Here is a 14,514-nt window from a genome sequence, read left to right as displayed (position 1 = left end):
TCTGAAAATACTATACAGAAAAGTATATATGATTTCAACTATGTGAACATTATGTGTCCTGTCAAAAAATGGACATACAAATTTAGAGCAACTTAATTTAGTTCAAGCTCTCAGAGATTTATAATTTTAAACATTGTGACTCCAATTTTCAATATATTAGAAAAAAAGGTGATAAATATGGATTCAGTTGAAATTAGCCGATTTCTCACTGGTATGACACTAGCAGTGCATATCATATTTGCTACAATCGGCGTGGGTATGCCATTAATGTTTGCGATTGCAGAATTTATTGGCATTAGAAAAAATGATGCAAACTATATTGCATTAGCTAAAAGATGGTCAAAAGGGTACACAATCACTGTAGCCGTTGGGGTCGTAACAGGTACTATTATTGGGTTACAACTTTCGCTCGTTTGGCCGACATTCATGAAAATGGGCGGACATGTCATCGCTTTACCATTATTCATGGAAACTTTTGCATTCTTCTTTGAAGCAATCTTCTTGAGTATATATCTTTATACTTGGGATAGATTTAAAAATAAATGGACACATTTTATTATTTCATTACCAGTTATTATCGGTGGTTCATTTTCAGCGTTCTTTATAACGTCTGTAAACTCATTTATGAATACACCAGCTGGTTTCGAAATGAAACATGGACGCATGGTTAATGTTCAACCACTAGAAGCGATGTTTAACTCATCCTTCATCGTAAGAGCATTTCACGTTGTTGCTACAGCTGGTATGACAATGGCATTTATACTGGCGGCTATTGCAGCATTTAAATTATTACGAAATAGATACTCAGAAGATAGACAGTATCATAAGAAAGCATTGAAAATGACGATGATCGTAGGTTTCTTATCAACAATATTATCTATGGTAGCTGGTGACCTTTCAGCTAAGTTCTTACACAAAGTTCAACCTGAAAAATTAGCTGCTTATGAATGGCATTATGATACGCAATCACACGCTAATTTAGTATTCTTTGGTGTACTAAATGAAAAGACGCATGAAGTTTCTGGCGCAATTGAAATTCCAGGATTACTTAGTTTCTTAGCGGACGATAGTTTTAAAACAAAAGTTAAAGGTTTAAATGATTTCCCTAAACATGATTTGCCACCTATGATTGTCCATTACTTCTTTGATTTAATGGTTTCAATGGGGGTCTTCTGTTTTGTCATTTCAGGAATTTACATGTTAATTCTATTCTTCAAGAAATTACGTAAATTTATAACAAACAAAGCTGTATTATATGCTATCTTGTTGACTGGTCCAGCGTCATTACTTGCTATAGAATTTGGTTGGTTCTTAACAGAAATGGGGCGCCAACCATGGATTATTAGAGGATACATGCGTGTGTCTCAAGCTGCTACCCAAGCAGGTGGTATTACATTAGTCACGATCCTGTTCGGTATATTATATTTCGTCCTCATGGTTACAGCAGCGTATGTGTTAATTCGCATGTATAGAAACAAACCTGCATATCAAGATGTAGATAAAGTGATTGAAAAGAGAGGTGGAACAAAATGATATACGCCCATATCGGAATAACAGTATTATGGATATTTTTATTTTGTTACATCATCGTCGCTTCAATAGATTTTGGTGCAGGATTTTTCGCATTACATTCTAAAATTACTGGTGAAGAAAAGAAAATAAATCATTTAATTCATCGTTACCTTAACCCAGTATGGGAAGTTACGAATGTTTTCTTCGTATTCTTCTTTGTAGGATTCGTTGGATTCTTCCCAGATTCTGCCAAATATTTAGGCACGGTACTACTTGTACCAGGTTCAATTGCTTTAATTCTTATTTCAATTCGAAGTAGTTTTTATGCCTTTGAAAATTATGGACAAGATACGAAATTGCCATGGATTTGCTTATATGGTTTAACAGGATTACTTATACCGGCATCATTAGCTACCGCTTTAACAATTTCAGAAGGTGGCTATATACGAGAACATGGATCTCATATAGATTTAAACTGGGTACAGTTACTACTTAGTCCATTTGCGTGGTCGGTTGTATTCTTAGCAATTATCTCTGTGCTTTATATTTCATCAGGTTTCTTAACATTTTACGCAAGTAAAGCACAAGATAAGCCAGCCTACGATTTAACGAGACAGTGGCACATATTCTGGGGCCCACCAATGATTATTATTTCATTATTTGTCTTCTTATCATTAAGAATTCAAAATGCTGATCATTTTAATAATGCTGTATTCAATTACTGGTGGATGTTTGCATTGAGCTTTGTCTTTTTCCTAATTGCAGGTGCATTAACGATATTCAAGAAAAACCATGGCTTAGCGTTTATTATGGTTATCTTACAAATGTTTTTTGCATTCTTTGGATATGGAATGAGTAAGTTACCTTATCTACTGCATCCATTTGTTAAAATTACAGGTACTCATGTTAACCCTGAAATGGGATTAGCTTTAGTCGTTGCCTTTATTTTAGGTTTACTTTTATTAATTCCATCGTTAATATTATTATTAAGATTATTTGTTTTCGACAAAGATTATGTAGAAGGAAAGAAATAATATAATCTATGAGGATAAGGGAGAGTATGGAGGTCTTATTATCATACATCATCTCTTTTCCTCTTTTATTTAGTGGAGGACGTATATGGAAAAAGAGTATGTCGTAATAGGACTAGGCCGTTTCGGTGGCAGTATTGTTAGAGAACTTAATGCTTTAGATATGGACGTCATGGCGATTGATAGCGATGAGAATCGTGTTAATGAATATAGTGATATTGCTACACATGCTGTCGTTGCTGATACCACAGATGAAGCAGTGATGAAAAGTTTAGGAATACGAAATTTTGATCATGTTATTGTAGCTATTGGTGAAAATATTCAATCAAGTACTTTAACTACGCTTATTTTAAAAGAACTGGGCGTAAAAAAGGTAACCGCTAAAGCACAGAACGATTATCATGCTAAAATTTTAAATAAAATAGGTGCAGATACAGTCGTACATCCAGAACGAGATATGGGTAGACGTATTGCACATAATGTTGCAAGTGCAAGCGTGCTTGACTATTTAGAGCTAGCTGATGAGCATTCTATTGTAGAACTTAAAGCTACTGAAAAAATGGCCGGTCAAAGCATCATTGATCTAGATATTCGAGCACAATATGGGATTAATATTATAGCTATTAAACGAGCAAAAGAATTTATTGTTTCTCCAGATCCTAATATTAATATAGAAATCGGTGACATATTAATTATGATTGGTCACGATAACGACTTAGGTCGTTTTGAGAAAAACATTAGTAAATAAACGCAATTTGAGTTAGTCTACAAATTAAATAGATAGTTAGACAACGTTCTCCAATAATAGAAATATTGGGGAGCGTTTTTTTATTTAGAGAAAGAATTGAAACTTGGTGTAATTTGTTTACCACATTTTTATATTACATTATAAATAAACTTGATTGAATAGTATTCTAATTAATAAACGTTTAATATTATATAATGTTTTGTAAACACTTAAGAAAAAGAATATATCATTTAGGGAAGATAACAAAAATATATAAACATTGATGTTAGCATTATTTATGACAAATAGTATATAAGGAGAGTAGGTATGTATCAGTTTATTTTAAAATGCACATCAATGTTAGCGATTATTTTACTTTTATGTGGTTGTTCCACTTTTAAATATGGGAATACTAAGAAGCCTCAAAATCATACCAAATGCGTGACAATCTATGGTGATTACAAATGCGCATATTGTAAACAAATTGAAGCGTCTATTGTTCCTAAGCTCAAAAAAGATTACATCAACAAGGGTAAGGCTGAAGTGAAGTTCGTCAATCTTGGATTTCTAGGAAAGGATTCAATGAATGCTGGAAGGGCTACACATGCAGTTAAACTCATATCTGATGATGAATATTTAAAATTAAATCGACTTATTTTCAAAGCGCAGCCGAAGAATAGCCATCAAACGTGGATTACTAAACGTACAGTGGATAAACAAATAGATAAACTTGATTTAAATAAGTATGAAAAAAATAAAGTTAAGAAGATGTACAGAGATAAAGATAGTAAAGCATGGAAAATGGCTAACGATGATAAAAAAGCTGCTAAAAAGAAAGATGTTAAAAAAGTACCTTTAGTATATATAAATGGAGAAAAAGTTAAAAACCCCTATAAGTATAAAGAGTACAAAAAACTATTAGATAACAAGCAAACATAAGCGTTCCAACTAGGGTAAATTAAAGAAAAGACGAGATTGGAACCACAATTGATATAAAAAAGCTCTAAGACACTTTCATCAAAGAAAGCGACTTAGAGCTTATTATTTTGGGTATATATCCCGATTTATTAACTTCTACAATTACTTAGTTTCTTGTTTATTATTATTTTTACTATTTGATTGCTTATGATTACCTTTATCTTCATTAACTTTCATAATGACTGGTAAAATCATAGGTCTACGAGCAGTCTTTTCAAATAGATAAGGTTGAAGTGTTTCAATAATAGAAGACTTAATTTGGTGCCATTGAATATCTTTATTACCATTCAACTTAGAAATAACATCTGTTTTAATTTTACGTTGCGCATCATAAATTAATTGACCTGACTCACGCATGTAGACAAATCCGCGTGAAATGATATCTGGACCAGACAATAATTTATTGGTATTGAAGTCAATACTTACGACAACAATTACTAAGCCTTCTTCAGAAAGTAATTTACGATCTCGAATAACAACATTACCTATGTCGCCAATGCCGCTACCATCTACAAGAACATTTCCTGAAGGGATTCTTCCAGCTTTTCGTGCAGAATCATGTGTTAATGCTAATACATCTCCGATATCGAAAATAAATACATTATCTTCATCAACACCACATTCAACACCCGTTTCACCATGCGCTTTCAACATACGATACTCACCGTGAATAGGTAAGAAGTATTTAGGTTGAATTAAACGTAACATCAACTGTTGATCACCTTGAGAACCGTGACCTGAGGTATGAATGTTTGAAATTTTACTATGAATGACATCAGCACCTGCTTTATATAAAGCATTAATAGTGCGGTTGATACTTTTCGTATTACCTGGAATAGGAGATGAACTAAATACGACTGTATCTTCAGGAATAATTTTAATTTGTTTATGCGTACCGTTGGCAATTCTTGATAAAGCTGCCATCGGTTCACCTTGAGAACCTGTACAAAGAATTAATAATTCATGTTTAGGGATATTATTAATCTTATTTGGTTCTATAAATGTTTCAGGTGGTGCTTTAATATATCCGAGTTCCATACCAATTTTGATATTATTTTCCATTGAACGACCAAAGGTAACAATTTTACGATTATATTTAATCGCAGCTTCTACAGCTTGTTGTACACGGTAAATATTAGAAGCAAATGTTGCAAAGATGATACGTCCTTTACAATTTCTGAAAATCTTATCGACGTTTTGTCCAACTTCACGTTCACTAAGTGTAAAGTCAGGTACAAGTGCATTTGTAGAATCAGAAAGTAAACATAGAACGCCTTCTTCACCAATTTTTGCCATTTTAGCGATATTCGCAGGTTCACCCACAGGAGTAAAATCGAATTTAAAGTCACCAGTGTGGACGATTTTACCTTCAGGGGTATCAACGATGACACCATATGCCTCTGGAATACTATGTGTAGTGAGATAGAATGAAATTTCAAAGTGTTTAGATTTAATCACACTATTTTCATCTATTTCATGAAGTTCGGTAGTTCTAAGTAAATGATGTTCTTCTAACTTGTTACGTATGAGACCTAACGCTAATGGACCACCGTAAATAGGTACATTAATTTGCTTTAATAGGAAGGGCACACCGCCTATATGGTCTTCGTGGCCATGTGTAATAAACAGGCCAACAATTTTATCTTGATTCTGTTCTAAGTAAGTGTAATCTGGAATAACATAGTCTATACCTAAAAGGTTATCGTCAGGGAATTTAATACCTGCATCGATGATAACGATTTCATTCTTGTACTCGATTGCATAGGTATTCTTTCCGACTTCACCTAGACCACCAAGTGCGTATACACCTACTTCATTAGAATGTAATTGCTTCATTATTCAGCATTCTCCACATTAAAATGAGTTGAATGTTCTTTTTCATAGTCTAAATGTGCGCCCTCTAATTTTGTAATAAACTCAATATTGAAATTACGGTCTTTTAAATAACGTCTCACTTGTTCTTCTGTTTGTCCTTCAACATAAATTGTTTGTGTGTTCTCACGGACGATAACTTCGTCTTTATTATGTTGATAAAATACTTTAAATACTGCCATTTTATATATTTCCTCCTAGATTAAAATTCTACAATTTATTTACGACCCTAGTGTGAAATACTCGGGTTATTAAAGAGTTTGATCCATATTAAAATTTATTTCTTCAATAATTTAGTGTTCTAATTTTTAATTTAGAAACATACCAGCTCAATCTAAACTTTGGTTTCTTCAACGCTCGTTTAATTTCACTGCCCAGTATGCTTTCTAGGGTAATAGTGTCGTTCATTATTTGAAATTAGTATTGAATTACTAAGATTTCAGTTAAGTTATATTTTACATGATGTATTTGAATAAATAAAGCAGTTTTATCTTATCCAGTCGACAAACTTTTAAAGGATAATCTTTTAATTTTCAAACAATCTAATTTAGACATCGTTAATATTCGTTCGTGATAAATGGTGTATATTGTGTCATGTAATGAATTTTAAAAAATACATAAAAAGACACTTCGCCAAATGTAATTAAATCATTACATAGTGAAGTGCCGTTATTTTAAAAACTTGGATTAAACCTCTACTGCATCTTCATGAGGTTTAAGTGGATTGTTAGCGTCAATGTGGTCATAAAACATGACGCCATTTAAATGGTCAATTTCATGTTGGAATACAATCGCAGGGTAACCTTTAAGTCTTAGTTTAACTTCATTTCCGTCAATGTCTTGAGCTTTGATTGTTACTCTATTATGACGGTGTACTAAACCTGGAATGTTTTCATCAACACTTAGACAACCTTCGCCAGTAGGTAGGTAAGCTTCCTGAACACTATGGCTCATTACTTTAGGGTTTACGAGCATATAATCATATGATTTACCATTACCATCATCCGGTAAATAAACTGCAATCATACGTTTAGCAACATTTATTTGTGGTGCAGCTAAGCCTACACCTGAACGTAAACCATAACGTTTAGCGATTTCTTCATCTTGACTATTAATTAGAAACTCTCGCATTGAGCGTAATGTTTCTTTATCTTCTTCTGAAATTGGGAAACTTAATTCTTTAGCCTTTTCACGAAGTGTTGGATGACCATCTTTTATAATATCTTTCATTGTTAACATGTCATACACCTTCCTTATTAAATAATATATCAGATACTACAGTTGTAAGTACATTATTAGATACTCAATATGACATATTGATTTAATTTTATTAGTGAAAAATAAATCAAACTCATACAAGACATCACAGACACTAATCAATAGCTTTATTCCTCTGTATTGATTTATAATCAATTATTATTTAATATTACAAGCGAACAACTATGAGGAGGTAACAGTTAATGAAGTTTGGTAAAACTGTCGCAATTGTCCTAACGTCAACAGTGTTATTAGCTGGATGTACAACTGACAAAAAAGAAATAAAAAAATATGATGATCAGGTTCAAAAAGCTTTTGACCAAGAAAAAACAGTCAATTCTACTAGTAAGAAAATTAATAAATTAGAAGAAGATAAACAAAAATTATTCAAAAAAGTTAATGACAAAGATCAAAATACAAGAAAGCAAGCAGCTGAAGATATTGTAGACAATGTTAAGAAACGTCAGAATGAATTTAAAAATGAAGAGGAAGCTTTAAGCAAATCAGAAAAAGAATTTAAAAAAGCGAATCAATATATGAATCATATTGATAATTCAACTAAGAAAAAAGAAGTTACACAACTTAATGATGCTATTAAAGAAAAATACAAAGCACATGATGCATATGCAAAGGCTTACAAAAAGGCGCTTAATAAAGAAAAAGAACTGTTTACTTACTTAAATCAAGATGGTGCAACACAATCTGAAGTAGATAGTAAATCTAAAGATTTATCTCGTGCTTATAAAGATATGAATAAAAAGTTCAATGCCTACTCAAAAGCGATGAGAAAGGTAACTCAAGAGAAACAAGATGTTGATCAATTGAAGTAGTGAAAAATATTGATACAGTTATGCGGAAAGTACTATAACAGACCGTGTAACTGTATCTTTTTGTATTGAAACAGAACTTTATGAAATCGTTTAACAGGTAAATTCATTTGTGATACAATTAGGGAGGATAAAATGAATTTCTATTTACATGGGAAAGGTATGGTGAATTGAATGGCTCCTAAGTTACAAGCCCAATTCGATGCAGTTAAAGTATTAAATGAAACTCAATCGAAATTTGAAATGGTTCAAATTTTGGATGAGGATGGTAATGTCGTAAATGAAGACTTAGTACCTGATTTAACAGATGAACAATTAGTAGAATTAATGGAAAGAATGGTATGGACACGTATCCTTGATCAACGTTCAATCTCATTAAATAGACAAGGACGTTTAGGTTTCTACGCGCCTACAGCTGGTCAAGAAGCATCTCAACTTGCTTCACAGTATGCGTTAGAAAAAGAAGATTTCATCCTACCTGGTTACCGTGATGTTCCACAAATTATTTGGCATGGTTTACCACTTACAGAAGCTTTCTTATTCTCAAGAGGACACTTCAAAGGTAACCAATTCCCTGAAGGCGTTAATGCGTTAAGCCCGCAAATTATTATCGGTGCTCAATACGTACAAACTGCTGGTGTAGCATTTGGTCTTAAGAAACGCGGTAAAAACGCTGTAGCTATTACTTACACAGGTGATGGTGGTTCATCACAAGGTGACTTCTATGAAGGAATCAACTTCGCTTCAGCATATAAAGCACCTGCAATTTTTGTAATACAAAATAATAATTATGCTATTTCTACACCTCGTAGTAAACAAACTGCTGCTACTACATTAGCTCAAAAAGCAGTTTCAGTAGGTATACCTGGTATTCAAGTAGATGGTATGGATGCTTTAGCAGTATATCAAGCGACTTTAGAAGCGCGTGAACGTGCTGTCGCAGGTGAAGGACCTACTGTCATTGAAACTTTAACTTATCGTTATGGACCACATACAATGGCTGGTGACGATCCTACTCGTTATAGAACTTCAGATGAAGATGCAGAATGGGAGAAAAAAGACCCATTAGTTCGTTTCAGAAAATATTTAGAAGCTAAAGGTTTATGGAACGAAGATAAAGAAAATGAAGTCATTGAGCGTGCTAAATCTGAAATTAAAGCAGCTATTAAAGAGGCCGACAATACAGATAAACAAACTGTTACTTCTCTAATGGATATTATGTATGAAGATATGCCTCAAAATTTATCAGAACAATATGAAATTTACAAAGAGAAGGAGTCGAAGTAAGCCATGGCACAAATGACAATGGTTCAAGCGATTAACGACGCGCTTAAAAGTGAACTTAAAAGAGACGAAGACGTATTAGTCTTTGGTGAAGACGTTGGTGTTAACGGCGGTGTATTCCGTGTTACTGAAGGATTACAAAAAGAATTTGGTGAAGATCGAGTATTCGATACGCCTTTAGCTGAATCAGGTATTGGTGGTTTAGCTTTAGGTTTAGCTGTAACAGGATATCGACCAGTTATGGAAATCCAATTCTTAGGATTCGTATTTGAAGTATTTGACGAAGTTGCTGGTCAAATCGCTCGTACACGTTTCCGTTCAGGTGGTTCTAAACCTGCACCTGTAACTGTTCGCGCACCATTTGGTGGGGGAGTACATACTCCAGAATTACACGCAGATAACTTAGAAGGTATTTTAGCTCAATCTCCTGGGTTAAAAGTTGTTATTCCATCAGGTCCATATGATGCGAAAGGCTTATTAATTTCAGCGATTCAAAGTAATGACCCTGTTGTATACTTAGAACACATGAAATTATATCGTTCATTCCGTGAAGAAGTACCTGAAGAAGAATATACAATTGATATTGGTAAAGCTAATGTCAAAAAAGAAGGTAACGATATCTCACTTATCGCATATGGCGCTATGGTACAAGAATCATTAAAAGCAGCAGAAGAACTTGAAAAAGACGGACATTCTGTTGAAGTGATTGACTTACGCACAGTTCAACCTATTGATATTGAGACTTTAGTAGCTTCAGTAGAGAAAACAGGTCGTGCGGTTGTTGTTCAAGAAGCACAACGTCAAGCTGGTGTTGGTGCTCAAGTAGCTGCTGAATTAGCAGAACGTGCAATCCTTTCATTAGAAGCACCGATTGCTCGTGTTGCTGCAGCTGATACAGTGTATCCATTTACTCAAGCTGAAAATGTATGGTTACCTAATAAAAATGACATTGTTGAGCAAGCTAAAGCGACATTAGAATTCTAATTCGATTTAGTTTCTACGAATTATTTAGCTATCTATAGCATTGAGTAATGAATAAGTGTAAACTAAGTTGTAAGGGCTTCCTTAACTTGCAACTTTAGTATATAAATTTTTGAAATGATTTTGATCAAGTAAAAATCTTAGGAGGACAAGAACGTGGCATTTGAATTTAGATTACCCGATATTGGGGAAGGTATCCACGAAGGTGAAATTGTTAAATGGTTTGTTAAAGCTGGAGATACCATCGAAGAAGATGATGTCTTAGCAGAAGTACAAAACGATAAATCCGTAGTAGAAATACCTTCACCAGTTAGCGGAACTGTAGAAGAAGTTTTAGTAGATGAAGGAACTGTTGCAGTAGTTGGTGACGTTATTGTAAAAATTGATGCTCCTGATGCTGAAGAAATGCAATTTAAAGGTAGTCATAGTGATGATTCTTCTTCTAAACAAGAAGAACAACAAGAAGAAGCACCTGCTAAAGAAGAAACAACTTCATCACAATCTCAAGAAACTTCAACATCTTCAAGTCAAGAAGCAGAAGTTGATGAGAACAAAACTGTTAAAGCTATGCCTTCTGTACGTAAATACGCACGTGAAAACGGTGTAAACATCAAAGCTGTTACGGGCTCAGGTAAAAACGGACGTATTACTAAAGAAGACGTAGATGCATACTTAAACGGAGGAAGCGCAGATTCAGCTTCTAACGAAAGTGCTGCTTCATCAGCTGCATCAACAGGTATCGAAGAAACGAGTGCTTCAACTAGTCAATCATTACCTGAAGGTGACTTCCCAGAAACTACTGAGAAGATTCCTGCTATGCGTAAAGCAATCGCTAAAGCAATGGTTAACTCTAAACATACAGCACCTCATGTTACTTTAATGGATGAAATTGATGTGCAAGCGTTATGGGATCACCGTAAGAAATTTAAAGAAATTGCAGCTGAACAAGGTACGAAACTAACGTTCTTACCATATGTTGTAAAAGCATTAGTTTCAGCACTTAAAAAATATCCAGCACTTAACACTTCATTTAATGAAGAAGCTGGTGAAGTTGTACACAAACATTATTGGAATATCGGTATCGCAGCTGACACTGACAGAGGCTTACTAGTACCTGTAGTGAAACATGCTGACCGTAAATCAATCTTTGAAATTTCAGATGAAATCAATGAACTTGCTGTTAAAGCACGTGATGGTAAATTGACTTCTGAAGAAATGAAAGGTGCAACTTGTACAATTAGTAATATCGGTTCAGCTGGTGGACAATGGTTCACTCCAGTTATCAATCACCCAGAAGTAGCCATCTTAGGAATCGGCCGAATTGCTCAAAAACCTATTGTTAAGGATGGAGAAATTATAGCAGCTCCAGTACTTGCATTATCATTAAGCTTTGACCATAGACAAATTGATGGTGCGACTGGACAAAATGCTATGAATCACATTAAACGTTTATTAAATAATCCAGAACTATTATTAATGGAGGGGTAAAAACATGGTAGTTGGAGATTTCCCAATTGAAACAGATACTATTGTAATCGGAGCAGGTCCTGGTGGATATGTTGCAGCAATCCGCGCAGCACAATTAGGACAAAAAGTAACAATCGTTGAGAAAGGTAATTTAGGTGGCGTGTGCTTAAACGTTGGTTGTATTCCTTCTAAAGCATTACTACATGCTTCTCATCGTTTTGTTGAAGCGCAACATTCAGAAAACTTAGGGGTTATTGCTGAAAGCGTTTCTTTAAACTATGAAAAAGTCCAAGAATTCAAATCATCAGTAGTTAATAAATTAACTGGCGGTGTTGAAGGATTATTAAAAGGTAACAAAGTTGAAATCGTTAAAGGTGAAGCTTACTTTGTAGACAATAATAGTCTTCGTGTAATGGACGAAAAGAGTGCTCAAACTTACAATTTCAAACATGCAATTATTGCAACTGGTTCTAGACCAATTGAAATTCCTAACTTTGAATTCGGTGAACGCGTTATTGACTCAACGGGCGCATTAAACTTACAAGAAGTTCCAGGTAAACTTGTTGTTGTCGGTGGCGGATATATCGGTTCTGAATTAGGTACAGCATTTGCAAACTTCGGTTCAGAAGTAACAATCCTTGAAGGTGCGAAAGACATCTTAGGCGGATTTGAAAAACAAATGACACAACCAGTTAAAAAAGGCATGAAAGAAAAAGGTATCGAAATTGTCACTGAAGCGATGGCTAAATCTGCTGAAGAAACTGAAAACGGTGTTAAAGTTACTTATGAAGCTAAAGGCGAAGAACAAACAATCGAAGCTGATTACGTATTAGTAACAGTTGGACGTCGTCCAAACACTGATGAATTAGGTTTAGAAGAATTAGGTCTTAAATTCGCTGATCGTGGCTTATTAGAAGTAGATAAACAAAGCCGTACTTCTATTGAAAATATCTTTGCAATTGGTGATATCGTACCTGGTTTACCACTTGCACATAAAGCAAGTTATGAAGCTAAAGTTGCTGCTGAAGCCATTGATGGTCAAGCAGCAGAAGTTGATTACATTGGTATGCCTGCAGTATGCTTCACTGAGCCAGAATTAGCTCAAGTAGGATACACTGAAGCACAAGCTAAAGAAGAAGGTTTATCAATCAAAGCTTCTAAATTCCCATACGCAGCTAACGGACGTGCGTTATCATTAGATGACACTAACGGTTTCGTTAAACTCATCACACTTAAAGAAGACGATACAATTATCGGTGCGCAAGTTGTTGGTACTGGTGCTTCTGATATTATCTCTGAATTAGGTTTAGCAATTGAATCAGGTATGAATGCTGAAGATATCGCATTAACTGTTCATGCTCATCCAACTTTAGGTGAAATGTCAATGGAAGCTGCTGAAAAAGCAATTGGATATCCAATCCATACTATGTAATTAAACCTTAATTAAAATAGTTAAGGATTAATCATTATATATAGCTGAGACTCGTTATTCACGGGTCTCAGTTTTTTTATGCACTTATTCAAACTAGTTGTTTTATGAAAAAAGCTCCGATACACTAAAAATACATCATTAACATTAGGAGGCTAGAATTAAATGGAATATCAATATCCTCTAGATTTAGATTGGACAAATGAAGAAATGATGAAAGTCATTCATTTTTTTAATAAAATTGAAAATTATTATGAATCCTCTGTCAAAGGTGAAGAGGTTAAGCATGCTTATAAACAATTTAAAGAAATTGTGCCAGGTAAAGCTGAAGAAAAACAAATCTTTAAAGAGTTTGAAAATAAAAGTGGATACAATAGTTATAAAGTTGTTCAAGAGGTTAATAAACATCCTGAACAGCAAATATTTGGTAAAGAAGTTTGAAATATATCCTTATTGATTTAAAACATAAAATAATGACATATTCATTTATTTGAACATATCTCATAAAACTATTGCTTACAAAGCTATATTCTGTTACTTTTATAAAGCATTAAACAAAATGTTTGATATTAGTAAACTTAATATAGCTTTTTTAGGTGGTTAAATAATGGATATAGGAAGTAAATTGCGCAACTTAAGACGTATTAAAAACTTAACTCAGGAAGAACTTGCAGAACGTACCGATTTATCGAAAGGGTATATTTCACAGATTGAAAGTCAACATGCGTCTCCAAGTATGGAAACCTTTTTGAGTATATTGGAAGTATTAGGTACTTCGGCAAGTGACTTTTTTAAAGAAAGTACTAACGAGAAAGTTTTATATAAAAAAGCAGATCAAGTTACATATGATGAATATGATCGCGGGTACATACTGAACTGGCTTGTTACGGATTCTAATGAATTTGAAATGGAGCCACTCATTCTTACATTACGACCAGGCGCATCCTATAAGAATTTCAAACCATCTGATTCAGACACATTTATTTATTGTTTAGAAGGTGAAGTGTCTTTATTATTAGGTAATCAAACATATCAAGCTACCACTCGGGATGTTCTTTATTTTAAAGCTAAAGATAAACATCGCTTATTTAATGACACAAATGAAGAAGTGAAGATTTTAATAGTTGCCACAGCTTCATATTTATAGGG

At 34.0% G+C, this 14,514-nt stretch carries 14 protein-coding genes; 11 read left to right on the top strand and 3 right to left on the bottom strand.

Features of this window, described 5'->3' with window-relative positions; genetic code table 11:
- The first annotated feature begins 177 nt into the window (after nucleotides 1-177).
- From HMPREF2580_RS08200 to HMPREF2580_RS08185, 4 genes are all read left to right on the top strand, one after another.
- Nucleotides 178-1,533 carry a cytochrome ubiquinol oxidase subunit I gene (locus HMPREF2580_RS08200; RefSeq protein WP_070831862.1) on the top strand — a complete coding sequence of 452 codons (1,356 nt, stop codon included), beginning with the start codon at nucleotides 178-180 and terminating at the stop codon, nucleotides 1,531-1,533.
- Nucleotides 1,530-2,546, top strand: a complete 1,017-nt coding sequence (locus tag HMPREF2580_RS08195) for a cytochrome d ubiquinol oxidase subunit II (RefSeq protein WP_002442138.1) — start codon at nucleotides 1,530-1,532, stop codon at nucleotides 2,544-2,546. The genes HMPREF2580_RS08200 and HMPREF2580_RS08195 overlap by 4 nt, the downstream gene beginning before the upstream one ends.
- An 85-nt stretch (nucleotides 2,547-2,631) precedes the next feature.
- Entirely contained in the window at nucleotides 2,632-3,291 is a 660-nt protein-coding gene (locus HMPREF2580_RS08190) for a potassium channel family protein (protein WP_002442139.1), read from the top strand.
- Nucleotides 3,292-3,597: 306 nt separating this feature from the next.
- Nucleotides 3,598-4,209 carry a thioredoxin domain-containing protein gene (locus tag HMPREF2580_RS08185; RefSeq protein WP_070831859.1) on the top strand — a complete coding sequence of 204 codons (612 nt, stop codon included), beginning with the start codon at nucleotides 3,598-3,600 and terminating at the stop codon, nucleotides 4,207-4,209.
- A gap of 141 nt (nucleotides 4,210-4,350) precedes the next feature.
- On the opposite strand, the gene rnjA is transcribed toward HMPREF2580_RS08185, so the two are convergent.
- The 3 genes from rnjA to def all read right to left on the bottom strand — a co-directional run bounded on the left by rnjA (nucleotide 4,351) and on the right by def (nucleotide 7,359).
- Nucleotides 4,351-6,084 carry a ribonuclease J1 gene (gene rnjA / locus HMPREF2580_RS08180; RefSeq protein ID WP_002442141.1) on the bottom strand — a complete coding sequence of 578 codons (1,734 nt, stop codon included), beginning with the start codon at nucleotides 6,082-6,084 and terminating at the stop codon, nucleotides 4,351-4,353.
- Entirely contained in the window at nucleotides 6,084-6,302 is a 219-nt protein-coding gene (locus HMPREF2580_RS08175; RefSeq protein WP_002442142.1) for a DNA-dependent RNA polymerase subunit epsilon, read from the bottom strand. The genes rnjA and HMPREF2580_RS08175 overlap by 1 nt, the downstream gene beginning before the upstream one ends.
- A 505-nt stretch (nucleotides 6,303-6,807) precedes the next feature.
- Complete coding sequence (gene def, locus HMPREF2580_RS08170; protein ID WP_002442143.1) at nucleotides 6,808-7,359, bottom strand: peptide deformylase; 552 nt, start codon at nucleotides 7,357-7,359, stop codon at nucleotides 6,808-6,810.
- Nucleotides 7,360-7,580: 221 nt separating this feature from the next.
- Here def and HMPREF2580_RS08165 point away from each other — a divergent pair, with 221 nt between their 5' ends.
- The 7 genes from HMPREF2580_RS08165 to HMPREF2580_RS08135 all read left to right on the top strand — a co-directional run bounded on the left by HMPREF2580_RS08165 (nucleotide 7,581) and on the right by HMPREF2580_RS08135 (nucleotide 14,512).
- The gene (locus tag HMPREF2580_RS08165; protein ID WP_002442144.1) at nucleotides 7,581-8,207 is read left to right on the top strand and encodes a YkyA family protein; all 627 of its coding nucleotides are present in this window, start codon (nucleotides 7,581-7,583) and stop codon (nucleotides 8,205-8,207) included.
- 171 nt (nucleotides 8,208-8,378) lie between these two features.
- Complete coding sequence (gene pdhA / locus HMPREF2580_RS08160) at nucleotides 8,379-9,491, top strand: pyruvate dehydrogenase (acetyl-transferring) E1 component subunit alpha (protein ID WP_002442145.1); 1,113 nt, start codon at nucleotides 8,379-8,381, stop codon at nucleotides 9,489-9,491.
- Nucleotides 9,492-9,494: 3 nt separating this feature from the next.
- Entirely contained in the window at nucleotides 9,495-10,472 is a 978-nt protein-coding gene (locus HMPREF2580_RS08155) for an alpha-ketoacid dehydrogenase subunit beta (RefSeq protein ID WP_002442147.1), read from the top strand.
- A 153-nt stretch (nucleotides 10,473-10,625) separates the two neighbouring features.
- Nucleotides 10,626-11,957 carry a dihydrolipoamide acetyltransferase family protein gene (locus HMPREF2580_RS08150; protein ID WP_070831856.1) on the top strand — a complete coding sequence of 444 codons (1,332 nt, stop codon included), beginning with the start codon at nucleotides 10,626-10,628 and terminating at the stop codon, nucleotides 11,955-11,957.
- Between the two features lie 4 nt (nucleotides 11,958-11,961).
- Entirely contained in the window at nucleotides 11,962-13,368 is a 1,407-nt protein-coding gene (gene lpdA, locus HMPREF2580_RS08145; protein ID WP_002442150.1) for a dihydrolipoyl dehydrogenase, read from the top strand.
- A 162-nt stretch (nucleotides 13,369-13,530) separates the two neighbouring features.
- Nucleotides 13,531-13,806 carry a UPF0223 family protein gene (locus tag HMPREF2580_RS08140; RefSeq protein WP_070831853.1) on the top strand — a complete coding sequence of 92 codons (276 nt, stop codon included), beginning with the start codon at nucleotides 13,531-13,533 and terminating at the stop codon, nucleotides 13,804-13,806.
- Nucleotides 13,807-13,972: 166 nt separating this feature from the next.
- A complete protein-coding gene (locus tag HMPREF2580_RS08135) occupies nucleotides 13,973-14,512 on the top strand; it encodes a helix-turn-helix domain-containing protein (RefSeq protein WP_002442153.1) in 540 nt (179 codons plus the stop codon).
- Nucleotides 14,513-14,514 lie beyond the last annotated feature (2 nt).

The organism is Staphylococcus sp. HMSC036D05 (assembly GCF_001836225.1).
In the GTDB taxonomy this organism is placed as follows: Bacteria; Bacillota; Bacilli; order Staphylococcales; family Staphylococcaceae; genus Staphylococcus; species Staphylococcus caprae.
Note: the sequence above shows the minus strand (reverse complement) of the source record. Positions and strands in the feature narration are given on the sequence as shown.